18 protein-coding genes, 25 tRNA genes, 1 rRNA gene and 1 pseudogene are annotated in these 25,380 nt (G+C 38.8%); 2 read left to right on the top strand and 43 right to left on the bottom strand.

Going from position 1 to position 25,380, the window contains the following annotated elements; genetic code table 11:
- Window positions 1–567: 567 nt before the first annotated feature.
- From ACPWSO_RS11055 to ACPWSO_RS11045, 3 genes are all read right to left on the bottom strand, one after another.
- Entirely contained in the window at window positions 568–936 is a 369-nt protein-coding gene (locus ACPWSO_RS11055) for a DUF6578 domain-containing protein (RefSeq protein WP_426083292.1), read from the bottom strand.
- Between the two features lie 38 nt (window positions 937–974).
- Window positions 975–1,226 (bottom strand): hypothetical protein, encoded by a 252-nt coding sequence (locus ACPWSO_RS11050; RefSeq protein ID WP_426083290.1) that lies wholly within the window; start codon window positions 1,224–1,226, stop codon window positions 975–977.
- Between the two features lie 98 nt (window positions 1,227–1,324).
- A complete protein-coding gene (locus tag ACPWSO_RS11045) occupies window positions 1,325–1,672 on the bottom strand; it encodes a hypothetical protein (RefSeq protein ID WP_426083288.1) in 348 nt (115 codons plus the stop codon).
- A 758-nt stretch (window positions 1,673–2,430) separates the two neighbouring features.
- On the opposite strand from ACPWSO_RS11045, the gene ACPWSO_RS11040 reads away from it, so the two are divergent.
- The gene (locus ACPWSO_RS11040) at window positions 2,431–4,221 is read left to right on the top strand and encodes a heavy metal translocating P-type ATPase (protein WP_426083286.1); all 1,791 of its coding nucleotides are present in this window, start codon (window positions 2,431–2,433) and stop codon (window positions 4,219–4,221) included.
- A 278-nt stretch (window positions 4,222–4,499) separates the two neighbouring features.
- Here ACPWSO_RS11040 and ACPWSO_RS11035 read toward each other — a convergent pair whose 3' ends face one another.
- The 6 genes and pseudogenes from ACPWSO_RS11035 to ACPWSO_RS11010 all read right to left on the bottom strand — a co-directional run bounded on the left by ACPWSO_RS11035 (window position 4,500) and on the right by ACPWSO_RS11010 (window position 11,204).
- Window positions 4,500–6,845: an HAD-IC family P-type ATPase gene (locus tag ACPWSO_RS11035; protein ID WP_426083284.1), complete on the bottom strand. Its 2,346-nt coding sequence runs from the start codon at window positions 6,843–6,845 to the stop codon at window positions 4,500–4,502.
- A gap of 473 nt (window positions 6,846–7,318) precedes the next feature.
- Entirely contained in the window at window positions 7,319–8,710 is a 1,392-nt protein-coding gene (locus ACPWSO_RS11030) for a M24 family metallopeptidase (protein WP_426083282.1), read from the bottom strand.
- Window positions 8,711–8,725: 15 nt separating this feature from the next.
- Window positions 8,726–9,487, bottom strand: coding sequence for a DeoR/GlpR family DNA-binding transcription regulator (locus ACPWSO_RS11025; RefSeq protein ID WP_426083281.1), 762 nt, complete (start codon window positions 9,485–9,487; stop codon window positions 8,726–8,728).
- A 306-nt stretch (window positions 9,488–9,793) separates the two neighbouring features.
- On the bottom strand, window positions 9,794–10,489 hold the full coding sequence (locus ACPWSO_RS11020; RefSeq protein ID WP_426083280.1) for a hypothetical protein: 696 nt from the start codon (window positions 10,487–10,489) through the stop codon (window positions 9,794–9,796).
- A 10-nt stretch (window positions 10,490–10,499) separates the two neighbouring features.
- Window positions 10,500–10,792 (bottom strand): annotated as a pseudogene (locus ACPWSO_RS11015) (transposase); the annotation flags it as partial.
- Window positions 10,793–10,994: 202 nt separating this feature from the next.
- A complete protein-coding gene (locus tag ACPWSO_RS11010; RefSeq protein WP_426083278.1) occupies window positions 10,995–11,204 on the bottom strand; it encodes a hypothetical protein in 210 nt (69 codons plus the stop codon).
- 252 nt (window positions 11,205–11,456) lie between these two features.
- On the opposite strand from ACPWSO_RS11010, the gene ACPWSO_RS11005 reads away from it, so the two are divergent.
- Entirely contained in the window at window positions 11,457–12,107 is a 651-nt protein-coding gene (locus ACPWSO_RS11005; protein WP_426083276.1) for a DUF998 domain-containing protein, read from the top strand.
- A 399-nt stretch (window positions 12,108–12,506) separates the two neighbouring features.
- Here the strand turns inward: ACPWSO_RS11005 and ACPWSO_RS11000 are convergent, their stop codons facing one another.
- The 34 genes from ACPWSO_RS11000 to rrf all read right to left on the bottom strand — a co-directional run bounded on the left by ACPWSO_RS11000 (window position 12,507) and on the right by rrf (window position 25,193).
- Window positions 12,507–13,019 (bottom strand): GNAT family N-acetyltransferase, encoded by a 513-nt coding sequence (locus ACPWSO_RS11000; protein ID WP_426083274.1) that lies wholly within the window; start codon window positions 13,017–13,019, stop codon window positions 12,507–12,509.
- 289 nt (window positions 13,020–13,308) lie between these two features.
- Window positions 13,309–14,937 carry a peptide ABC transporter substrate-binding protein gene (locus ACPWSO_RS10995; RefSeq protein WP_426083272.1) on the bottom strand — a complete coding sequence of 543 codons (1,629 nt, stop codon included), beginning with the start codon at window positions 14,935–14,937 and terminating at the stop codon, window positions 13,309–13,311.
- 33 nt (window positions 14,938–14,970) lie between these two features.
- Window positions 14,971–15,288 carry a cupin domain-containing protein gene (locus tag ACPWSO_RS10990; RefSeq protein ID WP_426083270.1) on the bottom strand — a complete coding sequence of 106 codons (318 nt, stop codon included), beginning with the start codon at window positions 15,286–15,288 and terminating at the stop codon, window positions 14,971–14,973.
- Between the two features lie 165 nt (window positions 15,289–15,453).
- A complete protein-coding gene (locus ACPWSO_RS10985) occupies window positions 15,454–16,215 on the bottom strand; it encodes a histidine phosphatase family protein (RefSeq protein WP_426083487.1) in 762 nt (253 codons plus the stop codon).
- A 75-nt stretch (window positions 16,216–16,290) separates the two neighbouring features.
- Window positions 16,291–17,754, bottom strand: coding sequence for a family 1 glycosylhydrolase (locus tag ACPWSO_RS10980; RefSeq protein WP_426083268.1), 1,464 nt, complete (start codon window positions 17,752–17,754; stop codon window positions 16,291–16,293).
- Between the two features lie 151 nt (window positions 17,755–17,905).
- Window positions 17,906–19,336 carry a 6-phospho-beta-glucosidase gene (locus ACPWSO_RS10975; RefSeq protein ID WP_426083266.1) on the bottom strand — a complete coding sequence of 477 codons (1,431 nt, stop codon included), beginning with the start codon at window positions 19,334–19,336 and terminating at the stop codon, window positions 17,906–17,908.
- A gap of 134 nt (window positions 19,337–19,470) precedes the next feature.
- Complete coding sequence (locus ACPWSO_RS10970; protein ID WP_426083264.1) at window positions 19,471–21,366, bottom strand: beta-glucoside-specific PTS transporter subunit IIABC; 1,896 nt, start codon at window positions 21,364–21,366, stop codon at window positions 19,471–19,473.
- A 143-nt stretch (window positions 21,367–21,509) separates the two neighbouring features.
- Window positions 21,510–22,352: a BglG family transcription antiterminator LicT gene (gene licT / locus ACPWSO_RS10965; protein ID WP_426083262.1), complete on the bottom strand. Its 843-nt coding sequence runs from the start codon at window positions 22,350–22,352 to the stop codon at window positions 21,510–21,512.
- Window positions 22,353–22,611: 259 nt separating this feature from the next.
- Window positions 22,612–22,683 (bottom strand) — tRNA-Glu (locus tag ACPWSO_RS10960).
- 12 nt (window positions 22,684–22,695) lie between these two features.
- Window positions 22,696–22,769: transfer RNA gene (locus ACPWSO_RS10955), tRNA-Ile, on the bottom strand.
- Window positions 22,770–22,777: 8 nt separating this feature from the next.
- Window positions 22,778–22,848 (bottom strand) — tRNA-Gly (locus ACPWSO_RS10950).
- Between the two features lie 16 nt (window positions 22,849–22,864).
- Window positions 22,865–22,938: transfer RNA gene (locus ACPWSO_RS10945), tRNA-Asp, on the bottom strand.
- A 40-nt stretch (window positions 22,939–22,978) separates the two neighbouring features.
- Window positions 22,979–23,052: transfer RNA gene (locus tag ACPWSO_RS10940), tRNA-Met, on the bottom strand.
- Window positions 23,053–23,180: 128 nt separating this feature from the next.
- A tRNA-Ser gene (locus ACPWSO_RS10935) sits at window positions 23,181–23,270 on the bottom strand.
- Between the two features lie 12 nt (window positions 23,271–23,282).
- Window positions 23,283–23,354: transfer RNA gene (locus ACPWSO_RS10930), tRNA-Glu, on the bottom strand.
- An 8-nt stretch (window positions 23,355–23,362) separates the two neighbouring features.
- Window positions 23,363–23,450: transfer RNA gene (locus ACPWSO_RS10925), tRNA-Ser, on the bottom strand.
- A 2-nt stretch (window positions 23,451–23,452) separates the two neighbouring features.
- A tRNA-Ile gene (locus ACPWSO_RS10920) sits at window positions 23,453–23,526 on the bottom strand.
- Between the two features lie 5 nt (window positions 23,527–23,531).
- Window positions 23,532–23,602: transfer RNA gene (locus ACPWSO_RS10915), tRNA-Gly, on the bottom strand.
- 16 nt (window positions 23,603–23,618) lie between these two features.
- Window positions 23,619–23,691 (bottom strand) — tRNA-Phe (locus ACPWSO_RS10910).
- A gap of 4 nt (window positions 23,692–23,695) precedes the next feature.
- Window positions 23,696–23,769, bottom strand: a tRNA-Asp gene (locus ACPWSO_RS10905).
- 41 nt (window positions 23,770–23,810) lie between these two features.
- Window positions 23,811–23,884, bottom strand: a tRNA-Met gene (locus ACPWSO_RS10900).
- A 126-nt stretch (window positions 23,885–24,010) separates the two neighbouring features.
- Window positions 24,011–24,100: transfer RNA gene (locus ACPWSO_RS10895), tRNA-Ser, on the bottom strand.
- A gap of 28 nt (window positions 24,101–24,128) precedes the next feature.
- Window positions 24,129–24,202: transfer RNA gene (locus ACPWSO_RS10890), tRNA-Ile, on the bottom strand.
- 18 nt (window positions 24,203–24,220) lie between these two features.
- Window positions 24,221–24,294: transfer RNA gene (locus ACPWSO_RS10885), tRNA-Met, on the bottom strand.
- A 14-nt stretch (window positions 24,295–24,308) separates the two neighbouring features.
- Window positions 24,309–24,381: transfer RNA gene (locus ACPWSO_RS10880), tRNA-Ala, on the bottom strand.
- A gap of 13 nt (window positions 24,382–24,394) precedes the next feature.
- A tRNA-Pro gene (locus ACPWSO_RS10875) sits at window positions 24,395–24,468 on the bottom strand.
- Between the two features lie 10 nt (window positions 24,469–24,478).
- Window positions 24,479–24,552 (bottom strand) — tRNA-Arg (locus tag ACPWSO_RS10870).
- A gap of 14 nt (window positions 24,553–24,566) precedes the next feature.
- Window positions 24,567–24,652, bottom strand: a tRNA-Leu gene (locus ACPWSO_RS10865).
- A 12-nt stretch (window positions 24,653–24,664) separates the two neighbouring features.
- A tRNA-Gly gene (locus ACPWSO_RS10860) sits at window positions 24,665–24,736 on the bottom strand.
- 9 nt (window positions 24,737–24,745) lie between these two features.
- A tRNA-Thr gene (locus ACPWSO_RS10855) sits at window positions 24,746–24,818 on the bottom strand.
- Window positions 24,819–24,826: 8 nt separating this feature from the next.
- Window positions 24,827–24,908, bottom strand: a tRNA-Leu gene (locus ACPWSO_RS10850).
- A gap of 6 nt (window positions 24,909–24,914) precedes the next feature.
- Window positions 24,915–24,987: transfer RNA gene (locus ACPWSO_RS10845), tRNA-Lys, on the bottom strand.
- Window positions 24,988–24,990: 3 nt separating this feature from the next.
- Window positions 24,991–25,063, bottom strand: a tRNA-Val gene (locus tag ACPWSO_RS10840).
- A gap of 14 nt (window positions 25,064–25,077) precedes the next feature.
- Window positions 25,078–25,193: ribosomal RNA gene (gene rrf / locus ACPWSO_RS10835) — 5S ribosomal RNA — on the bottom strand.
- Between the last annotated feature and the right edge of the window lie 187 nt (window positions 25,194–25,380).

The following is a 25,380-nucleotide window of genomic DNA, read 5'->3' as shown; positions in this document are numbered from 1 at the left end:
GGTCAATACCTTAAACACAATTTAAATATAGATATTTGAGTTATTTAGGCTTTTTCAGATTTCCAAACTTCTGTGGCATTAAGACTTGAAGAGATGGGACCATAATCAGATTTTCTTCTGACTATGGTCCCACCTCTATTTTATCCTAACAAACTCATTTTTAAGACACTACCAAACTCAAGATAAATAACACTAAACTAAACTTTCCAGAATCATTCTATATTCATTATTTGGGAATTTTAAATGAAGAAAGCTACTCTGCAAATAATATAGCTATTAACTGCTTTTCTTCCAATGTCAATGAAGTTTCCAGCAGCTCTTGTTGTTTCCCGTAAGGCTAGGTACGTCTTGTGTTTCAGTGTTGCGGATATGCCCTTGATTGTTATACACTTCAAAAATGACGATCTCATTTGATTCTTAGTTTGATTGTTGTTTTGAGAGTAAAAGACGAGTCTGGACCGTAAATACTGAGTCCAGACTCGTTTTAATTTTTTCCGTTTCTGTTTATTTAAAAAACAATTATGAGCTCTTTTCTTTTGTATCTCAATGGATAACCATAAAGCAAAATTACTCCACTTGGAGTTTTACCAAATAACCAGCAAAATCATAATTTTTTTTATTTTTTTCGTATCCCGTCACTTTATTTGAAGTTCCTTCAAATAAAATATCTATTGGTACATATACATTTCTTTTTTCATCTATTTGATAAGTTAGATAAGTCTTATCAATTGAAACTATTTCTCCTCTTATCTCCTCATATTTCTCCAACTCATCTAAATGATTCTCCAAATAATAGTCAATATTAAAATTATCTAGAATTGTAGAATTATCATTTGTCCAATTTACTACTGTCCAGTTGACAATCTCATTCAGGCAAAATGGATTACCACAACATTGCATTTGCCAGTCAGCAACCCATATCACAACATGTTTCATCAATAATAGCTCCTCTCTGCTATAAACGTAAATACATCCTAATCTCCATTAGCGACGACAATATTGCCATTTTTAATCGTGTCATTTAAAAACTGAATTGTTTTATCTAAGCCAGGGTCATCCTCATCTTTGTAATTCAATAAAACTTGTTTTTCTTTGATTTCCATCAAAATTGGCAAGAGAATTTTTTGCTTTGGTACACTTAACACAGTATCACCATAAGGATCTAATTCAAATAATTTCTCAATATCATTGCTAAACAAATGCGTGCTTTGATAGACTAATTCCACAAAATTTTCATCTAAAACTGAAAAATCTGATTGAAATCACATCTTGCCATCTTCACCTTGTTTAAAAAATGCTATTCCCATTTCCGTCACTCCTTACTCTATTTAAGGGGTGCTTCCTTTAAACTACGCTCATTCGCTTCCTCAAAGGTTAGAGAAAGTATCGATTTATGCTTTTTCTCAAACTCAGCAACTGACCGCCAAGTTCTCATCTCATCTTCACTGATTCTGCCACCTAATTCTTTAGCCAGCTCTAGGACAACAATATACATCGCCCGCTTATCTACAGTCATAAGTTTAATATGTGTGAAAACAAATTCAATGATATTGCTATCTTTTAAAGGATTTATTTCAATGTATTCAAAATAAATTTTAGTTTTGACTTCACTCCACTTTCCATCATTAAGCCATTTATCGAGAGATACAGCCAATTTAAATTCATTCTGCAAACTTTCATCATTTCCAGCATGGGATATTTCAAGCTCTTTACCTTTTTTTCTTTAAACCACATTTTTTCAGCTAATTCTCTATATCCAAAAGAAGTCCTCTTTCCATTTGTTTCAACATAAATTCTCATTTTTTCACCTCTATTTTGCTTTCAACCAAACCCACGCTCGGTAAATGTTATCTACTAATTCGACAGATTTTCCTTTATCCATTCCTTTTTAAGAAGAGCTGTTCATCTATTATCATTGTCACATTCTAGACTAATGGTATAATTTTATTCTAACATATAGATTTTTAAAAATAGTTAATTATCATAAAAATATTTTTTAGATTTTTAACATAATAACATAAATTTAATAGCGATAGACAATCCCGCTTTCGTTAAAAAGATTTTAAATTGCTTTTTTATATTTTATGTACAAGCCCGTCTCCATTTCAGATATACATCATTACTTTTTTACTATAAGCAGAGTACACAACTAAGCTTTTTTTTATCGAAGAACGCCGTTTTCAAGTCTACATTCTTAATTAGAAAAAGGTGTTAATGATTCTCTTTATCATTTAAATACTCCCATTTTTATTCATTGATACTTAGTGGTATGCTGAGCTTGAAGATAGCTCTTCTGTAGGAATATTTGGTCTGGATAGCTTTAGCTTTTTCTTAATTTCTTGTAGTAATCTACGACTTCAAACCGATTAGCTGCTTTTCCAAATAATGAAGAACTGTTTTTAATACATATAAAAATGATGGGGTGAAAATATGAGTAATTTGAAAAAGCTGATTCTCGTTGCTTTAGTCGGTATTATTTCTCTTTTTGCAGAATTCGTTCTGCATCAGCCTGCAATTGCTTTCTGGCTGATTGTTGTTGTCGGCGGTATTACTACTGTTTCAATGCTAATTGGCATGATTGAAACCTTGAAGTCCGGCAAATACGGGATAGATATTTTGGCTATTACTGCAATTGTAGCTACCCTGCTGGTAGGAGAATATTGGGCAAGTTTGATGGTCTTAATCATGCTGACAGGTGGAGACAGCCTAGAAGATTATGCTAGCCGACAGGCAGGGCGTGAACTGAAATCACTGTTGGATAATTCCCCACAAACAGCTCATAGACTAATCAATGAAGCTATCGAAGATGTCCCAGTTGAGGCCGTACGTATCAATGACTTACTTTTAGTTAAGCCTGGTGAGATTGTTCCCGTTGATGGGAAAATAGTTACCGGTGAAACAACGGTGGATGAATCTTCGTTAACGGGTGAATCAAAGCCTATTGAAAAGAAGGTTCACGATTTACTTATGTCCGGCTCGATTAACGGTGATGCCGCAATTCATGTCAAAGTCGTACGAGAAGCCACCGATAGTCAATATCAGACCTTAGTAAAGCTGGTCAAAGAGTCTGAAGCTAAGCCGGCTCACTTTGTCAGACTGGCAGACCGCTACGCCGTGCCTTTCACTTTAATTTCTTATGTCATCGGTGGAGTAGCCTGGTTCCTCTCTAAAGACCCCGTTCGCTTTGCAGAAGTCTTAGTCGTCGCCTCTCCTTGCCCATTGATTTTAGCAGCACCAGTTGCTCTAGTTGCAGGTATGAGCCGTTCCAGCAAGAATGGTATCGTGGTAAAAACGGGTACGACTATCGAAAAATTAGCATCAGCAAAGAGCATCGCTTTTGATAAAACTGGAACATTGACCGAAGGCAGATTATCCGTTGCTGAAGTTCATGTTGAACAACCCGAGTATTCTCAAAAAGAGCTGCTGCAGTATGCTGCCAGTACTGAGCAGGAATCTACTCATATTTTGGCTCGTTCTCTGATTGCCTATGCAAAGGAAAAAAATATAGCACTAATGCCTGTAAAGAATTTAGAAGAAGTAACTGGTATGGGAATTCAAGCAGTTGTTGCTGGTATTTCCATCCGAGTTGGAAAAAATCATTTTGCCGGTCGAGAAACAGGAATAGCATCAGAACAGACCATAGTCTATATTTCATTAAATGAGCAGTACGTTGGGTATATCGCCTTTAAAGATATTGTCCGTCCGGAATCTAAGCAGACTGTTGCACAGCTTTCAAAATTAGGTGTTGTAAAAACAATTATGCTAACTGGCGATCAGTTGTCCATTGCCAAGCAAATTGCTGATCAAGTAGGCATTTCTGAGATCCATGCCAACTGTTTGCCGGAAGAAAAAATTCAAGTGCTCAAGAATGTATCCCAAACTGAGCGCCCAATCATTATGGTAGGCGACGGAGTAAACGATGCGCCTGCTTTAGCAATAGCAGATATTGGTATTGCTATGGGGGCCCATGGCTCAACCGCCGCTAGCGAAAGTGCAGATGCAGTTATCCTAAAGGATGACTTAACCCGAGTATCAGAGGCTGTCCGCTTATCACAAAACACGATGAAAATTGCCCGCCAGTCTGTTTTAATTGGCTTGATTATTTGTATTATTTTGATGCTGGTCGCAAGTACAGGCATAATTCCTGCTCTAATTGGAGCCATACTTCAAGAGGTCGTCGATACTGTGTCAATTTTATCCGCATTACGTGCTAGAAAATAGTACGCTGCTTTATACAGCAGGCCTGAAAGACTAATTGATTTCATAAAAAAATTAGTAGAAAATAGCTACTCCTTCCATAATAAAAACCGCAGAAAGAGAAGCAATATCCTCTTGTTTTCAAGAGAATATTCATTCTATTCCTGCGTTTTTTCATATCGCTGCAGCTCTAGATAGATTAAGAGCAATTATTTTCATTACTTATAAATAAAAAATGATGTTCAAATCCTTCTTCTGAAGATACAATAGTCATCTCATTAACAAGACTATCCTACTTTTTTCTATTTCTGCAAATCTTTTCCTCGCAGTAAAAGATACTTGTGTATTTTACTAGTGAGACCCTCAAATATACGCTGGAAAAAGGCTGTATAATTTAAAAGAGCAACCAGTAAAACAAGATTTATAAATGTGGCAGCTCCTATATTAAATATCTCTTTGCCTGCAATCAATGCCGCAAAGAAAACGAACTGGGTGCACAGGAATATTGCCGTTCGATAATTATTAACCGGCGGATAAATTTTTTTCTGAACAACTCTGTAGTTCCATGCAGTAAAAATCATGCACATCAGTGCCAACGCCTGACCACTACTTCCTAAGAAATGCCCAATATTAATAATTAACAATGTACCCAACGCAATCGTACAGGCTGGGGGAAAGGCTTTTGTGAATATCTCTTCCAAAAACTTAACTCGTACTTTGTTGAAATCTGCTTCAAGGTTAAGAAAAAAGGTTGGAATTCCCACAAAGCAGGCATTTATGATTGTTAACTGAATCGGCTCAAAAGGATAAACCGACCCAATCAATAGGGTACCCATTGTAATTAAAATAGAATAGAGTACTTGAACTAAAACTAAGGAGCCCGAACGTGTGATATTGTTAATCACCCGCCGGCCTTCATCCATCACTGCAGGCATTGCTTCAAATTGATTTTCCAATAAGACTAGGTTTGAGGTCTGCCTTGCTGCATCCACTCCTGAAGCCATTGCAATAGAACAATCTGCTTCCTTTAAAGCCAAAACATCATTCACACCGTCGCCAGTCATTGCTACTGTATGCCCTAATTCTTTTAACAGGATAATCATTTCCTTTTTCTGCTGCGGGGACACTCGCCCGAAAATCTGATATTTCTCTACAGCTGTTTTCAATTCTTCTTTAGAGGAGATAGCCGAAACATCTACATAGGCATCCGCTCCAGGTAAGTCCACTCTCTTAGCAATTTGAGAAACGGTAACTGGGTCATCACCTGAGATAATTTTACACTGCACCTCTTGGTTATCAAAGTAGCTAAGAATTTCTTTCGCATTTTCGCGAATTGTATCTGATAGAAGAAAAAGAGCAACAGCAGTCATATCCTCAGGCAGCTGATTATTTTCAAATGCCGTAGAGCTGTGTCCTAAAACAATTACACGATAGCCTTCTTCCGCATAGCTTCTTTCCTGACTCAGCAGCTCTTCATGACCATGTAAAAATAGAAACGAAGCCGCCCCCAGATAATAGGTTCCTTGTTCTTTAAAGGTAACTGTACTAAATTTACGCTCGGATGAAAAAGGAGTGACGGCCATTGATTCAAAAGTGTTCTTTGCTGAGAAAAACTCTCGTAACGCTACAGCTGTTGGATTTTTATCAGGTAAATAAGTCATCATATTTCCCATAATTTCATGGACTGCTTCTTCAGACTCAAACGAAACCATTTCTTCCACTGTCATTTTACCTTCGGTAATCGTACCAGTCTTATCTAAACAAAGAACATCCACTCGTGCCAATGCATCGATACAGTTAAGCTCTTGTACGAGCACCTTTTTTCTGGCAAGATAAACAGCACTAATCGTTAAGGTGACACTCGTTAACAAGAAGAGCCCCTCTGGAAACATACCTACAGCTGCCGCAACAGTATGCAAAATCGCATAGTCTACCGTAGCATGTGAAAAAAAATACTGTTTCAAAAAAAGCAAGCTACATAACGGAATCAGCAGCATGCTGACCCATTTGATTATTTTGTTTAATCCGCCTTGAATGAGATAGGTTTTCTTTTTGATTGTTTTTGCTTCTTTAGTGATTTTTTGAATATAATTATCTTCACCGACACGAATTACCTGACATACAGCACTACCAGATGTCACAAAGCTGCCGGAAAACAGCTCAGCATTTTTCTCTTTGTAAACACTATCCGCCTCGCCAGTCAGCAACGATTCATTCACTTCTAGCGTTCCCTCAAAAATTCTGGCATCCGTTGGTATTTGATCTCCGTTTTCAAGAAAAAGATAGTCATCTATCACTAGTTGATTGATGGAGATTGTCTGTAATCTATTGTCTCGATAGACTTGGGCAGTAGACACTTTTATAAGGGCCAGCTTATCCAATGTCCGTTTTGCCCGAATTTCCTGAAACAGATTGATAACAACATTGCTCAGCACCACAAATACAAACAGGCCATTTTGATAAGAACCTGTAAGAAAAACGAGGAAAAAAAGCATTGTATTAACTATATTAAAAAAAGTAAATATATTTGAAAAGAAAATCGTTTTATAAGAACGAGATGTATTTTTTTTCACTTTATTTACTTGCCCATTTTGTATTCGCAGATTTACTTCCTGCGTCGTCAAACCGTATGAAACATCATTAGCCATCTATCATCGTCCTTCCAATTATGCCCTTAGGCTCTATAATAAATGAGATACCGCTAAAAAAACATGCGGCTTTAGTCTTAAATTTTATGTACTCCTTATCACCATTTATGCATAGCTTACTGTTTCTCTCTAGGCAACCATTTAGCTTTTAATCAACTCAGTAAAGCCTAGTCTACAAGCGGGTGCTGATAAAAAATACTTTTTCTGATTAACCATGCACTTATCATAAAGACTAGCTTTTTTAATTAATCTAGTTATTAACTGGAAAATAGTCTCAGTCTCTTTTTTTAGAAATAAATACTTCTAAACCCTAAGTCTACCATTGCCAATTACACTTTGCCATAAATTAATTTTATAGTTATTCCATTATTGGCTTTTGTAATACTTGATTTCATTCTATTTTTAACAAATAAGGCGTAGAACTTGGGGAAATACGAAAAAAAGCTTAAGGGTTTCCCTCTAAGCTTTTTCATTTATTCACAATAGAACGCCTGATCCTTAGCCAAATAGAATGGTCTTAAATAGGCAACTGTATTTGATAACGGCAATATTTCCTCGCTCAGCTGTATATTCAAGACTTCTTTAATATACTTTCTTCTTGTGAGGATTCGTTGCCACAGCTCTGGATACTGTTCTTGAATTTCCAACTGCAGTTTATCATCCGCCAATGCCACACACTCTTCGGCACTCACCCCGGTATACCCAGTAATAGAAGGAATGATGTCTATTTGTAAAATCATTCCGCTTTTTAATAACTCATTTGATTCACTATAAATCGGCGAAGACATCCATTCTTCATCAGCTACTAAATGCCCTGGGTTTAAGTGCCAATGATACATTTCTTTTGGAAATACGTCTTCAATGGCTTGATAAATCTGTTTCCCCTTGATACCCGATTTTACAGTTTCCAGCCAAGTAGCAACTGCATTAAAGTATGGCTTAGCCACCCGTTCTAAATAGTCGCTTTGTTCCACTGGCAGTTCACTTTCACTAGAGATAACAAACCCTGTTCTACTAGATAAACCGCCTTTGAAGGCTGTTGTTAAGGATAAAGGATCTCCCTTTTTAACTTGCTTGTAGGTTGGATAGATTACCCCACTCTCGAACCGCTGTCCAGTTGCCGCAATGGTTACAACTGTATTGTATTGACCTTCTGCAGCTAATAGATTGCCTAACTCAGCTTCTTTTATGCCAGGTTCTACAGCATCCATAGCTGTTAAAATACAGTTGGATGCTAAGTTAGCACCATATTCATAATGAGCAATCTCGTTTGCATTATTTGTCGTTCGAGTACCGTTCTCTCCGCCAATCAAAAGATGAGCCGCATTTTCCAAAACAGCTGTCGAATCGATGCTTTCTTTAATCGCTGCTACAATAAAATAAGGAATATCAAAATAAACAGCCGGATTGGTATTCTTTGGTGTAAACATCTTCCAGCCAATCAACCCAATTTTCTTCATGTTATTAAATCCAAGCTCGTCAAAAAGCGTTTCTAATGGTTGTTCATTATCCATAGGCTGATTTGGCAGGGAGAAGAACGGACTGTGTTTTAAGGTCACCGGAATTCGAGAAAATTTTGCCATTTTTAGATTCTCATTGCCTAAAATCACGGTAGCGTTCCCTGTATTCTCTAGAACCAGTAATCCTTCTTCAAAACGCGGGATAAATCCCGTTAAATATTCAAAATTCCCCCCATGTTCTTTATCCGCATAAATAACTAGAGTATCGTAGCCCTCTTCGTTCATTCTGCTAATTACTTTCTCTTTACGTTCTGCCATGGTTGTATTTGATAATATTGTTGGAGCTACACCCTCATGTTTTTTAGGTGCTGTTATTTCCTTTAATTTAACTGTTTTGTTTACCATTCCAAATCTCCTTCGTTAATGTTCTGTTAAAACAAGCACAACATTTTTTTCATTCAAAGCTTGTATAAACTCTTGATCAGGCTCCATATCTGTAATTAAGTAATCAATATCAGATAATTCACAGACCTTAAAAAAGCCTGTCGTGTCAATTTTTGTATGGTCAGCTACAGCAATTACTTTGGCTGCCTGCAGAGCCATCTGACGTTTTACAAGTCCTTCTTCTTCCGTGTGAATAAATAGACCCTTACCAGATATTGCAAACACACCTAAAAGTGTATAGTCTGCATTATACTGTTCTAGCTTTTGAATTGTTTCACTCCCATATAAGAATAGTTGTTCCTTATGGAGCTTTCCAGGCAAAAGAGTCACTTCACCTTTCTTATTTTTCGCCAAAAGCTTGGCGTGAGTTAGTGAGTTAGTAATTGCATAAATATTTTTGTCTTGCAATTGAGGAATAGCCGCTTCCACAGTTGTCGAGGAATCAAAGATAACGCTGGAATTATCCTTAATAAGCTCTGCAGCTTTTTGCGCTATTTTTTCTTTAATTAAGTGAAACTTTTCTGAGCGTTGATCATAATTAAAAATCATTGCCTCCCGGTTGTTTAGAACCGCACCACCGTGCGTTCTTTTCACGACATTTTGCTTCTCTAATTTAATTAAATCCCGCCGGACAGTATCTTTAGATACTTTAAGTTCCTCTACAAGCTTTTCAATCGTGGCACTTTTATGTTCCTCTAATACACTTTTAATTCTTTCTAATCGTTCTTCAATCAGCATGTTTTTCTCTCCTCGTTAATTAACGATAACACTGATTGCATTTTTTTGCAATATAAAGCAAAAACATTTTAAAAGTAATTATATTATCGCAAAAAAATGCAATTCCGTTTTATAGTGAGCTTCCCTATTCTTATTCTTCATTTACGAAAGTTTTAGCCATTAACAATTATAATTTTTTTCAGACACATTCCAAAACTTAGAATATATTTGACTACACTTGATGTTCCCAGCATAAATAAAAAGACCACTTCCAAAAATTTAGCCTTTTAGACTAACTTTTGAAGGTGGTCTTATACTGTTGAAAAACTACTCAATCAGTGAGTTTAGAAAACCTAAATGGAAAAAGTACCCTAAGACTCCAGGGGTTTCATTCACTACTTTCGTGTAAACAACTTGGTCTTTACCAACATTTACCCAAACGGTTTGTTTTCCGTCTTCTCCCAATGCAGATTGCCCAATTAGCACTTTTGCTTCGTTGTAAATTTCGATTGATGTAGCTGAGCCGCTTGAAGAAAGACTTACTTTTAACGCCTTGATTGAAACGGTTGAAGGTGTTCTATACGCTTTATAATAAGCAATTGGATGACGCTCATTAAATGTTGCGCCAAATCCGGAAAGGTACCCTGTGGAAGGTATTGAACTATGACTTAGACTTAATGTTTCAACTCCATATTCCTTCGTTGCATCAAACGGATCCTGTATTTTGATTTCATATATTTTATCCGCAACATAATTATTAACCATGGTACTACTTTCAACCCTTATAAAATAAGCTTTACCAGCTTCCAAATCATAAGCTGGGCCATTTACAAATGTCGCTGGATGTGATTTCTTTTGAACACCATTTTCATCAAAAACCTGAATACCGCCAGTAACTATTATTTTATATGCACCATCATAAGCCGGACGAATCTTAAACATGTCGACATCAGATTTGCTGTCACGATTGTTTTCACCTCTAAGAACTGATGAATCGCCAATGTCTGTTGCTGTTTCAAACATATTTCCATGGTCGTCTACTGACTTGTTCGTGGTTCGCTAACCAGCGCATAGGTAGCTGTCATCCAACAGAAATTCCATTTTCTGACCAGAAAAGACACGCTGAGTATACGCATACAGAATAATTTTTAATAGCATCTTCGGGTGGTAGGCCGGTCGGCCTAATTGCTCTTCTAGTTTATTAAAGAGTGTTTGCGGCATTGCTTCGACTAAGGCATTAACCGCAAAAGCGACGTCAGTTTCAGGAATAAACTGTTCCAACTCTAATGGTAAAATCGTTTGATTAATGGTATAATTTTTAAACATAAAAGCACGCTCCTTTTGATTGGGTTTAGGCACTTTAATCATACAAGGCTGTGTGCTTTTTGTGTACCCTAAAATTAAAAAAGTAGGACAATAATCAGATTTTCTTCTGACTATTGCCCCACTCTCGTTACTTGAGTTACGTACTATTACTCACTCTTTATCGAAAAAATATGAATAAATTTTATTTTGTGTTAATTGACTGTCACGAAGAGGATGACTGCTTTTTCGCCTGTTTTTCCAAACGTTCACATTCAGCAACAACTTCCCTAAAACAGGTCGCTTTAGCTTCATATAGTTTGATCGTACGCCCAAAGAAAATTAATGACTGAATCCTCTTCTGAAGAAAAGCTTTTAACTTCTGATCAGCTGCTTCATATGCAGCTTCTAACTCATTCAATTTAGTTAATGTCATCCTGTCCCCCCCTATACTTAAGAAAAGTTAACTACAAATACAATCATAACATTATCTTATATATAACAAAAATATATTTTAAATATTTATTTTTATTCATGATAGATTCGTTTTTTCATTGATTTAAAAAATAAAAAATGATGAGCTTTGCTTAAGCATATCTAAATGAATTGCCTTTGAGAAGTTAATAAATGAGAAATAACCTCAAACGTATTACAATGAGAATAATCATCGGATACAGGAGGCTTAATCATGAAACATTTAAAAAAATATGGTTTTTATTTATTACTCATAGCTGTTGCCAGCGAACTAATCTTTCCAATTATTTTAGCAGCCTTTTATACGAACTATGATTCGTTTACTATGCTAATCAGTGCATTCGGCGAAAATGGCAGTCCTACAAAAATGGCCTTTAAGATTTGGGCAATCATAGATGGTTTACTGCTGTTACTGACTATTCCTGCATTCTATGAACGGTTTAAGGTTACCAACCGTTCCCTTGCAAAGTGGTTGGGAATTATGTTGGCTGTTTTCAGTACTGGAGACTGCATACTTACCGGGATTTTCGACCGGTCGGCGGCAACAACTATTGGCGGCGAAATTGAAGAGATGATTCATGACTACGCTTCTGGCGCAGGTTTTCTTGCCTTACTAATCGGTACCTTTATTCTAATCCGGCTGTATTCTCTAGAGATGAATCGCTTTATGGTTGTAGTTCTATTCATCACTTTTCTTATTTCATCCGTTTTTATGCTGTTGTTTGCTGCACCTAAAATTCCCTTCCTGCTTCAGCTGCCTATCCCTTATCGAGGCTTGTGGCAGCGGGCTAATCTATTTTTCCTCTATCTACCTTTTGTTTTGGTTGCTATACAGCACCAGAACGTTTATAGAAAAAATCAGTAAAATATGCTAAAAACGCAACAGCTCAAATCATTCCAGCTTATCATCAAAGTGGGCTCTTAAGGCCTCCCAAAAAAAATTGCTGTGCTCCTATTTTCCAAGTATCATTGCTGTTAGGTTTAAAGACATAATGAATAATTGTAAATTTTCTTGCTCATTTCTAGTCATGCTAGACTTCCTCTAACTATTTATTAGACAAAAAAAGACTATCTCCGAAGAGATAGCCTAAAAGGAGTATTACTCAATTAAGAGTAAAATGAAAAATAAAAAGGTTGTTGTTGGTAGTTATTATAATACTTAAATCCTGCTTTTTTGTCAACTAATATCCTTTTTAATAGATACTAATCTGCTTTCACTTTAAATATCTATCAACCGTTATCCTGAAAAATCAGCTTTAAATCTTTATAAATTCAAAAAATATAACGGGTGGCATAATCCCGTCGGCTCATAAAATTCAGTTTTCTCAAATACAAAACCTAGTTTGTTTAACAGTTTTTTCGAACCAGTATTTGCTGGATGATGACCAGCAAATACTTGATTCAGCATAAAAAAAGAGGCAGCCTGCTGAATCACTTCCCGCAAGGCTTCTTCTGCGAACCCTTGTCCCCAAAATTCTTCTTTTAAATGAACCCCTATTTCTGCAGCGTTATCTTCTTTTGCATACGGACGAAGTCCCGCACAGCCAATAAATGCTTCATTCCGTTTAAGAAATATCGGCCAGTACTGATAGCCGTAAGCTTTCTGATTTTCCATTTCCTTTGCTAACCGTTCCTTAATCTGAGCTTCAGACATTCCTTCCCTCGTAATATACTGAACCACTCTTTGATTTCCCCAAAGAGAGACAGCCAGTTCACTATCTTTTTCCTGCCAATGAGAAAAATAAATCCGTTCTGTTTCAAAAATGCCTCTTCTCAATATACCACTCCTCTATTCATCCGTCCTCTTGATTATAGCAAAGGCTTCGTGCTAGGCAAGCAACAGTAACAGATTATAAAGACACTGTCTTTTAAAGTTTAAATCAGCCTATATCTAAAAAATAAGAAAGAATTCACAAAAATCTAGAGAACAATTTTTGTAAATCCTTCTTATTTCTTCAAAGCTTCTCACTGCAGCTTAATTTCTTTACAGCTCTAATATTGGCTACAATGGATTGGACATGCAGCAATCATTGCTGCTTCCCTAAGCCGCCCTATTATTCTAGTTTTTAATCTTCTAAAGCTACATTTTTCAATGTTAATGGTGCACCAAACGTATGGTAATTCAACCCTTTAATTTTTGGATTTTGTAAGACAGACTGCTGGTTTTGACTGATAATAATCATCCCGGCTGTTTCTTCAATTACCAATTTTTCAGCAGCAATCAGTGTCTCCCAGCGTTTTTCCGGCTCCAATGCATATTTCTCTGAAGCATCATCTAAAAGCTGATCATAGGTTGGATTTGAATAGTTGCGGTCATTTCCGCTATATAACATTTTTAGAGTAGAAATTGGATCTTTATAATCAGGAGTCCAATAAATCAGAAACATGTCATAGTCGCTTTCTCTCCCAAAGTTCAAGGCCGTTTCTGTCGGCAGCGCCTTCACATCGATTGTCAGCCCTGGAAACAGCTCCTGTAGCGTTCCCTGAATACTTTCTCCCATCTTCTTGTAAGAGCCGTCATCAGTCACCATAAGCTCTATTTTAACCTTCTCACCTAACTCAGCCTGTGCCTTTTTCCAATACTCAACAGCAGCTTCTTTATCATAGGTCATTAAATCACCAGCTTCTTCCCGGAAATCCTGACCAGTTGCCGGATTTGATACAAAGCCTTCTGTTACTGCACCGTATAATGGTTTGGAACCGTCCGCAATGATGTTATTAACAAGCGTTTCTTTATCAATTCCCAAGGCGATAGCTTTTCTCAGATTTTCATTTTTTAATGGGGTATCTTTACCGTCACGTGTTTGATTTAAACGAATGTAATTCATCGTAGCTGTTGGATATGAATGAAAATCCTCATTATTTTGATTCTGTTTCGCAATCTCGCCTGTGATTGTGGCAACATCCAGTTGTCCATCTTCAAACAAATTAAGTGCAGTGGATGCTTCCTTCACCACTTCATAGTGAATCTTATCAGATTTGACATTTTCCTTATCCCAGTACTTATCATTTTTAACCAAATCCCAGCTTAAATCTGTTTGCTTCCAGTTTTCCACAAGGAACGGACCATTGTATACAACAGTATCACTAGCCGTTCCATAGTCGTCGCCCTGCTCCTCTACAACCTTTTGATTTTGCGGGAAGAAGGTAGGAAACGCCAACAGCGAAGTGAAATATGGTTTAGCATCCGTTAGTTTAATTTCCAAGGTATAGTCATCCAGTGCTTTTACACCCAGCTCTTCCGGTTTTTTCTCGCCGTTGGAAATTTCCCCGCCATTTTGAATCGTTTCAACAATTAAGAAGCTGTAAACCAAGCCATTAGCAGGATCAATCATTTTTTTCCAGGCAAACTCAAAATCATGAGCGGTCACTGGGTCATCATTGCTCCAAACAGCATCTTCTCTTAGTTTAATCGTATATGTTTTGCCATCCTCTGATATTTCCGGCAGCTCTTTTGCGACTGCTGGAATAATCTCATCCTCTTCATCCAATGCATACAGTCCTTCAAAAGCTGCAGTCTGTACAATTGCATCAGGAAAATCCAGCATCACTGAAGTATTTAGTGTTGTCAGCTCAGATGCAGACATTAACTGCATCGGCTGCTCTTCACTTTTTTTCTGCCCTCCGCCGGAACAAGCAGTCAATATAATTCCTGCTGTTATCAAGCCTGTCATTAGTTTAATTACTTTTTTCATCCCATTCTCCCTTTACCTTCTTTATTTTTTTGCTTAGTCCCGTTCCACAAGCATCCAAACAACAACTGCCGGATCTGTCCCATCGTTGTAGTTAATATGCCCTTCACCAGCTTCAATCAACTGAGCATCACCTGGTTTGCCCACAAGATCCTGCCCGTCCTCTAAAATAGTATGTGCTTCTCCTGAAATAACATATGAATACTCATCCTGATCATGACGGGAAAAACCCTCTAATGGACGTTTTTCACCCGGTAATAACGTAATAACACCCATCTGAACTTTTTTATTTGGCTGATTCTCCTGATCAAAAAAAATAGTCATTTCCTGTGGTAAGGTTGGCTTTATTATCATGGCTTTCTCCCCTTTTCTAACATTTTTGTGAGATAGTATTTATTATTGCTTTAATAACATTATAAGTCAATCTTTTTTTAGAAAATTCAGAATTTTTAATCATTAATTTTCTCTTTAAAAAATCCTCTGACAGCTGTTTTTCTGTCAGAGGATTTTAGAAGTATTTTATTCTTGTCCTTTTTCTACATAGCTAAGATCGTTGACTTTATCCAGTGTGTATTTGCCGTCTTTATACTTGATTGTGCAGACACTCGCGTTTTTTAGTCCGCCTTCAGGAATCTTGAAGTCATCAAACAATGTATCCAGTAAAGCTGAAATACTTAGTCCGTGAGAAACCACAAGAACATCGCCGCTGCCTTCTTTTTTCATCTCTGCTGCAACTAAATCATCCAAACCAGCAGTTAAACGGTTGGTAATTGTCTCATAATCCTCTGCCGGCCAATTCACACCTTCTTCATCCCGACCTTCATCCAGCTTAGCTACGCTATTAGCAAAGGATTCCGGTGTCATGTTTTTCATGAATTCTTCTAATGTAACACCTTGGTCATCAGCAATATCCTGCCACATCGTGTGGTTTAAATCGCCTTCGTACGTACCGAAGTTAAACTCTCTGAAGCGTTCATCCGTAGCAAGCTGAAGCTCAGACGCTGTTTTATTTTCTGCAAGAATCAGCTTTGCTGTCTGCATTGCCCGGCCGCTGTCGCTGCTGTAAGCACTCTGAAAATCAACATCTTTTAAACCGATTCCTGCTGCCGTTACGACTTCTTCACCAGCCGGCGTCAGAACAGCATCAGACCAGCCCTGAACTCTATCTGTTGTATTCAGCATTGTCTTTCCATGACGAACAACATAGATTGTCAGTTCTTCCGGCTTCTCAGCCTTTGCTTCTGTCTTTTCTTCAGCTGCTTTACTGCCGCAGCCTGCCATAATCAGTACACTCAAACTTAAAACACCAATTGCTTTTATAAATTTCTTCACTTTTTTCACTCCTAATCTTGTCTATTATTTCTCTAGATTTTCCCCGTTACTTTGAATGACTTGCTTGTACCAATCAAAAGATTTTTTCTTAGTCCGTTTTAATGTCCCATTGCCTTCGTCATCCATATCTACATAAATAAAGCCATAGCGTTTCTTCATTTCACCAGTTCCAGCGCTGACTAAATCAATACAACCCCATGGTGTATAGCCTAGTAAGTCTACTCCATCCAGCTCAATAGCATCCTTCATCGCTTGGATGTGTTTCTGGAAATAATCGATCCGGTAGTCATCTTGAACGGAGCCGTCTGCTTCGAGCTGGTCAACAGCCCCAAAGCCGTTTTCAACAACAAACAAAGGTACATTGTAGCGGTCATAAAGCTTGCTCAATGAAATTCTCAGACCCAAAGGATCGACAGCCCAGCCCCAGTCTGATTCTTCCAGGTAAGGATTTTTAACAGCCGGCATTTGATTACCCCCGACATATTTCACATCCTTAGGATCAGCAGAGGATACTGTAGACATATAATAACTAAAACCAATATAATCAACTGTCCCAGCTTTGATAATTTCATCATCTCCAGGTTCCTTCTTGATGACAATCCCATTTCTTTCAAATTCTTTTAGCTTATGTGCTGGATAATATCCCTTCACCTGAACATCGATATAAAACTCCTGCTCTCGATTAAACTGTAATGCTTCCATCACATCCTCTGGCTTACAAGACATTGGATAGCTTGGAATATAGGCAACCATCATACCAATCTGAAAATCAGGATTAATATCGTGTCCCAGCTGTACTGCTTTTCCACTTGCTACAAATAAGTGATGAGCTGCCTGATATTTCGATTGTCCGTCATTCTTATGAATACCAATTTGTGTCCAGCTTCTTAAAAAGTTAATTTCGTTAAACGTCATCCAGTATTTGACTTTATCCTTATACCGTTTAAATATGGTTTCACAGAAAAACAGGAAGTAATCAATAACCTTTCTATTGGACCAGCCATCCAGCTCATCTGCAAGATACATCGGAATATCAAAATGATTAATTGTGACTACTGGTTCAATGCCGTATTTCAAACACTCATCAAAAACCTTGTCATAAAACTGCAGCCCTTCTTCATTAATCTCTTCTGTCCCCTTTGGACAGATTCTTGACCAAGCAATCGAAAGTCTAAAGCATTTGTAGCCCATCTCCGCAAACAGCGCAATGTCTTCTTTATAATGATGATAAAAGTCAGTTGCTACATGGCTCGGGTAATAACGGTCAGGATCTACATACCCCACTGCTCCTTCCGGCAGCTCCTTTTCTCGCGTGACTGATTCAATTTTTCCATCTTTTGTTTTATAAGTGATCATTCGCGGCTCTGTATGACTACCGCCGGTAATAGCATCCAGTGTACTTAATCCTTTACCACCAGATAAATAACCGCCTTCATATTGATTGGCAGCAGTTGCTCCGCCCCATAAAAAATTTTTTGGAAATGTCATAATGTAGTTCCCTCCTGAAATAGATAATTATTCAAATCATATAGAAATATATTTATTACTACGAGAATCTAACAAAATAACTCGTTTTCAAATAAATCCATTTAAAAGGACTGAAACAAAAACGAATATTCGCTTCAGCCCCTATGCATTACTAATTTGTTAAATCTTCACCGTTAGACGCAATCACTTTCTTATACCAGTCAAATGATTTTTTCTTCGTACGTTTTAAGGTACCGTTTCCTTCATTATCACGGTCAACATAGATAAATCCGTAACGTTTCTTCATTTCACCAGTTCCAGCACTAACTAAATCAATACAGCCCCAGGTTGTGTAGCCTAGCAGGTCTACTCCGTCTTGCTCAACAGCATCTTTCATTGCCTGAAGATGCGCCGCTAGATACTCAATCCGATAGTCATCATTAACATAGCCGTTTTCATCTGGTGTATCTACTGCTCCTAAACCATTTTCAACAATAAACAATGGTTTTTGATAACGGTCATACAAATCATTCATAGTTATTCTCAACCCAAGGGGATCAATCTGCCAGCCCCATTCGCTCGCTTCTAAGTAAGGATTTTTTACTGAAGAAAAGATATTTCCAGCAGTTTTTTCCAGCAGAGCAGAGTCTGTTGTAGCGACACGGGAAGAATAATAAGAGAATGAGATAAAGTCTACGGTATGAGCTTTCAATAACTCTTCATCGCCTTCCTCCATCTTAATTTCAATCCCTTTACGCTCCATCTCTTTCAATGCATATGCAGGATATTCACCACGGGACTGAACATCAATGAAGAAATAGTTTTCCCGGTCGTTCTGCTTTCCAGCCCAGACATCTTCAGGTTTTGGTGTATAAGGATAGTAATTTCCCGCTGCTAGCATACAACCAACCTTATTCTCTGGATCTACCTCATGGGCAATTCTTGTAGCAACGGCACTAGCAACTAGCTCATGGTGAGCCGCCTGGAATTTCACCTGTTCTTCATTGTCTCCTTCTTCAAAATAAAGACCTGCGCCCATAAATGGTGCATGAAGAATCATATTAATTTCATTAAATGTCAGCCAATACTTCACTAGCCCTTTATATCTGTTGAAAATAACATTACAAAGATTTTCATAAAAACCAACTAATTCACGACTACGCCATGCACCATATTTTTTAATCAAATGCATTGGGCAATCAAAATGCGTAATTGTTACTAGCGGCTCAATTCCATACTTGCGGCACTCTTTGAATAAATCTTCATAGAACTTCAGACCTTCTTCGTTGGGTTCTGTCTCATCACCATTTGGAAAAATTCTTGTCCAGGCAATCGATAAACGGTATGTTTTGAAGCCCATTTCACCGAATAAAGCAATATCTTCTTTATAGCGGTGATACATGTCAATTGCTTCTTTCGCTGGATAAAAATGCTCATCATCAAAATCAAACATTTTCATTTTTCCTGCTAAAATAGGAAATCTGTCTTCACCAATAGGTACAACATCCACATTAGCTAAACCGCGTCCGCCTTCATTATAGCCGCCTTCACATTGATTCGCAGCAGTTGCTCCGCCCCATAAAAAATCTTTTCTAAATGCCATTTACAAAGTCCTCTCTTACTACAGAGATGATTCGCGTGAATAGTTTCTAAGAAATGATAATTTTAACTATCAGCTTTCCTATACTCTTTTCAACAAGAACCATCTCAGATTTTATTTATTTTGATAATGCTTCATTAAGCTAAAGCAGTAATCAGCGTATCGGTTGAAGTTACTTCTGCATTCTGTGTTTCTACAATATCCAGATAGTCTCCTGTATTTGTAACAATCACCGGTGTTTGCGTACTATAACCGGCTTTCTTAATCGCTTCAATATCAAAAGTGACTAAAACATCACCTTTTTTCACTTTATCTCCTTGTGCCGCTTTCGCTTCAAAGTATTGTCCATCCAACTGAACCGTGTCCATACCTATATGAATTAACAGTTCCATCCCCTGATCAGAAATCAAACCAATCGCATGTTTTGTAGGGAATAACGTCATTACAGTTCCATCGAATGGTGCGCGGACAATTCCTTCTGTAGGTTCAATCAACACACCCTTACCTAATGCTCCTTGCGCAAATGCCTGATCCTTACATTGACTTAAAGGCAATACCGTTCCTTTGACAGGAGCAACAACTTCATCTTTGCCAAGCTTATTTTGTTGACCTGTTGCCGCAAGTTTCGCTTCTTCCTTAGACAGCGGTGCAGAAAGGTCTTCATCATCCTTAAATCCAATAGCGTAGGCTAGTGCAAAGCCGGCAATAAGAGCAGCTGCATCGAGTGCCATGCTCCAAATTGCATATTTGACATCTCCATCTGGAGAAATTTGCCCTGTGTATCTAAATACTCCAAGTCCCCCCATTTGGTAAGCTTGAATACCTAATCCCATGGAAATTGCACCTGTTACTCCACCAACCACACAAGAAGCCCAGAAAGGTTTCTTTTTCGGTAAAGTAATACCGTAGATTGCCGGCTCAGTCACACCAAAGATTCCTGAAATGAAGGCTGGAATAGATAACTCTTTCAGTTTTGCATTCTTTGTTTTTAACATTACTGCTAGTACCGCACCTGTTTGAGCAAATGAAACGCCTCCTGAAGCAATCAAAAGCTGTGTAGGCTGACCCTGAGACAAAGCAATAATTGCAAATGGAATAATTGCCCAGTGCATACCGAACATAACAAGAATCTGCCAAGCAAATCCAAGAATAGCTCCAAATAAAATTGGGCTGAACCCTTGTAATGCAATCAAACCGTTTCCTAACGCATCAGAAACAACGTTCATAATTGGTCCAATTACTAAGAAGGTTAGCGGCACTGCAATTAGTGCTGTAAAGAATGGAACTAAGAATAATTTTACTACATCTGGAATAATTTTTCTTAATTGTTTTTCAAGCAAAGCTGCAAACGCTGTGGCTGCGATAATTGGCATTACCGTTGAACCATAACCAGCAGCTGGAATTGAGAACGGAATCCCAAAGATGTTCAGTCCCCCGCTTTCAGCAAAAGCAGCAGTTGCGGAGCCATCAATAAAGCCTGTATAAACTAAACTGGAAGCAATCATCATTCCCAAGAATGGTGAACCGCCAAATTTTTTCATTGCTGTGTAGCCAATGAAAATTGGCAGGAATAGGAATAATCCATCCCCCATTGCGTTAAATACAGCATATGTCGGTCCTTCTGAATAGGAAACGCCCAATGCAAATGCTAAAATGGCATTTACACCTTTCAGCATACCAGCAGCAGACAATGGAGCCAGAATTGGTTGAAAAATACCAGAAATCATATCTACAAATCGATCGAACAAATTACCTTTAGGCCCATCATCAACTACGGGCTGCAGCACACCAATAACTTCATCCACAGCTTTACGCACATCAGGAACGTGATTACCAATAACTACTTGGTACTGCCCCCCAGCCTGCATAACCGTAACAACACCATCCATGTTCTTTAAAACTTCTGTATTCGCTTTATTGTCATCTTTCAGTTTAAAACGAAGACGTGTGATACAGTTCGTCAGAGAGTTTATATTATCCTTACCGCCAACTTCTCTTACAATATTTTTTGCTAATTCATCATATTTACCCATGTTTTTTTCCTCCAAATTTATGTGTATTTTTATTTAGAGGTTTCGCCAACTGAATGTCACGATCCAAAGCCATACCATTTTGGTATCGCAGGGGTATTCTCTTGGTGTACCTCGTCCCTCCTTAGGTTGATAATAATAATAGTTTAACTATTTTTAATGACTAAACGTGCAATATGAATAGTCAAATAAAGCTTCTCGTCATTTGAAATTTTATAGTCATAGGCAGCGATTAAATACTTTTCGATTTTTTCGATGCAGTGATAGGCATTTTGATATTTACTTTTAATAATTTCTAATAATTCCTGATCTGTTTCATCCATGTATTGTCCTTTTGAAAGTAAACGATAGGCAAAAAACTTGAGATGTGTAGTAAATCGATAAAAATAGACAGAGTTTTCATCGAATGATATTTTAAAATAATATTTAATAATATTCATAATTTCCTGCATAATCTTTGTTATCTCATAAGTATTACCGGATCCATCTGCATCCTGTTGGGCATTAACAATGTGTAATGCTATAAAACCAGCTTCATCCTCTGATAACTCCACATCATACTTTTCTTTCACTTTTTGAATGGCCATCATACCAACTTTAAACTCATCTGGGAAAAACCGTTTGATATCCCATAACAAAACATTTTTGACTTCAACATTCTTTTTCACCCGTTCAATTGCTGTATGCAAGTGGTCTGTCAACGAAATATAAATCATTTCATTTAGATTTTCGTTGATTTCCTTCTTTGCATACTCGATAATCTCATCCGATATTTTCAAATATTCCATGGGTAAATCTTCCAGCAACTCTTGGAATTGTAGGGAAATTTTTTCATTTGTCAGCTGATAGATTTTGTCAACCCTGTCTTTACAGATAAAATCACCAGGTTTTTTCTTAAAACCCAATCCTTTGCCCATTACTATCAATTCACGATTGTGTTCATCGACAGTAATGATCACATTGTTGTTAAGTATCTTATGAATTAACATTTTTTCCCCCATTCTGAATAAAAACAAATACATTATTTTATTCGCTTATTCAAAAAAACAAAAAAACCCAACCACTTCAAAAAAGGTGAAAGAATTTCATCCCCTTTGAAATAACTAGGTTTAGCTTGTACTTAAACAATCACTATCCAACAAATAATATTCAATTATATATCATATAACCATAGATTACATGATAACAAAACGTTTGTCAACGCTTCCAAAGCATTTAAAACAAAAAGCGGTACTCAACCGCTAATGATGACCCGTACGGGATTCGAACCCGTGTTACCGCCGTGAAAGGGCGGTGTCTTAACCACTTGACCAACGGGCCGGGAATTTTTGATGGGCCTAAATGGACTCGAACCATCGACCTCACGCTTATCAGGCGTGCGCTCTAACCAGCTGAGCTATAGGCCCATAAAAAAAGCGGGTGACGAGAATCGAACTCGCGACAACAGCTTGGAAGGCTGTGGTTTTACCACTAAACTACACCCGCGTAAAACTCTTTATAACGGTCTGGACGGGACTCGAACCCGCGACCTCCTGCGTGACAGGCAGGCATTCTAACCAACTGAACTACCAAACCAAATTCTTTGTTACTTGCTTTTAACTATTGTTAAAAGCTATTGCGGGGGCAGGATTTGAACCTACGACCTTCGGGTTATGAGCCCGACGAGCTACCTGACTGCTCCACCCCGCGATAATAGTATACCTATTTGTATACGGAAAGTTTTCTTGCGACTTTGATTAAAGAAACTTTGCTTCTCTTAGTCACCAAGTACTGTTCAACATCTGCTCTGGTAGAATAATCACAGTGTTTCTCAGTAAAGGAGGATAAGGGATTCGAACCCTTGCGTGCTTTTACACACCTGACGGTTTTCAAGACCGTTCCCTTCAGCCGGACTTGGGTAATCCTCCAAAATATTGCAATGACCCGTACGGGACTCGAACCCGTGTTACCGCCGTGAAAGGGCGGTGTCTTAACCACTTGACCAACGGGCCAGAAAGAACGGAGAAGGAGGGATTTGAACCCTCGCGCCGGTTTCCCGACCTACACCCTTAGCAGGGGCGCCTCTTCAGCCACTTGAGTACTTCCCCAATGGGCCTAAATGGACTCGAACCATCGACCTCACGCTTATCAGGCGTGCGCTCTAACCAGCTGAGCTATAGGCCCATTAAAGCGGGTGACGAGAATCGAACTCGCGACAACAGCTTGGAAGGCTGTGGTTTTACCACTAAACTACACCCGCAAATTTAATGGTATAATGGCGCGGGACAGAATCGAACTGCCGACACATGGAGCTTCAATCCATTGCTCTACCAACTGAGCTACCGAGCCAAAACGGTCTGGACGGGACTCGAACCCGCGACCTCCTGCGTGACAGGCAGGCATTCTAACCAACTGAACTACCAGACCAAAAATCTTTACTACTGGCTTTTAACTATTGTCAAAAGCAATTGCGGGGGCAGGATTTGAACCTACGACCTTCGGGTTATGAGCCCGACGAGCTACCTGACTGCTCCACCCCGCGATAATAGTATACTTATTGTATACGGAAAGGTTTTCTGCAACTCTCGTTAAGGAAATTTCGTCCTTATAGTTGCCAAGCACTGTTCAACATCTGCTCTGATAAAATAATCACAGTGTTTCTCAGTAAAGGAGGATAAGGGATTCGAACCCTTGCGTGCTTTTACACACCTGACGGTTTTCAAGACCGTTCCCTTCAGCCGGACTTGGGTAATCCTCCATATTATTTTTAAGCAACAATGTCACAATGGACCTTGTAGGACTCGAACCTACGACCGGACGGTTATGAGCCGTCTGCTCTAACCAACTGAGCTAAAGGTCCAGGCTCTTAAAAAAATAATCGCGGCGAAGGGGATCGAACCCCCGACCTCCCGGGTATGAACCGGACGCTCTAGCCAGCTGAGCTACACCGCGTATACATATAAAAATGGAGCCTAGCGGGATCGAACCGCTGACCTCCTGCGTGCAAAGCAGGCGCTCTCCCAGCTGAGCTAAGGCCCCAAATTCATAATTATCGGGAAGACAGGATTCGAACCTGCGACCCCTTGGTCCCAAACCAAGTGCTCTACCAAGCTGAGCTACTTCCCGTTTATAACAATGCACCCAAAGGGAGTCGAACCCCTAACCTTTTGATTCGTAGTCAAACACTCTATCCAGTTGAGCTATGGGTGCTACATATTTCTAAATGCCGAGGACCGGAATCGAACCGGTACGGTGATCACTCACCGCAGGATTTTAAGTCCTGTGCGTCTGCCAGTTCCGCCACCCCGGCGCGGTATTTGAAAGCGGAAAACGGGGTTCGAACCCGCGACCCCCACCTTGGCAAGGTGGTGCTCTACCACTGAGCTATTTCCGCGTTTCTGGATGCCGGCTAAAGGACTTGAACCCTCGACCCTCTGATTACAAATCAGATGCTCTACCAACTGAGCTAAGCCGGCTTTTTTAATGCGGGTGAAGGGACTTGAACCCCCACGCCTCGCGGCGCTAGATCCTAAATCTAGTGCGTCTGCCAATTCCGCCACACCCGCATGTTATGAGTCGTACAGGGCTCGAACCTGTGACCCTCTGATTAAAAGTCAGATGCTCTACCAACTGAGCTAACGACTCATATGGAGGTTAACGGGATCGAACCGCTGACCCCCTGCTTGTAAGGCAGGTGCTCTCCCAGCTGAGCTAAACCTCCATAATACAACAATCGCGCGGCGGCGTCCTACTCTCACAAAGGGAAACCCTTCACTACAATCGGCGCTAAAAAGCTTAACTTCTGTGTTCGGCATGGGAACAGGTGTATCCTTCTCGCTATCGCCACCACACTGGTGTTGTTTGGTATTTAGTTGAGTGATTTGCTCACTCAAAACTGGATAGATTAAAACTCTTCAACACAGTCATTCCGAAAAACATTTTCTTACTCTTCCAATTCTTTGGTTAAGTCCTCGACCGATTAGTATTGGTCCGCTCCAACCATCACTGGCCTTCCACTTCCAACCTATCTACCTGATC

Origin of the sequence: Enterococcus sp. LJL51 (genome assembly GCF_049894025.1) — a bacterium.
GTDB lineage: Bacteria > Bacillota > Bacilli > Lactobacillales > Enterococcaceae > Enterococcus_L.
Note: the sequence above shows the minus strand (reverse complement) of the source record. Positions and strands in the feature narration are given on the sequence as shown.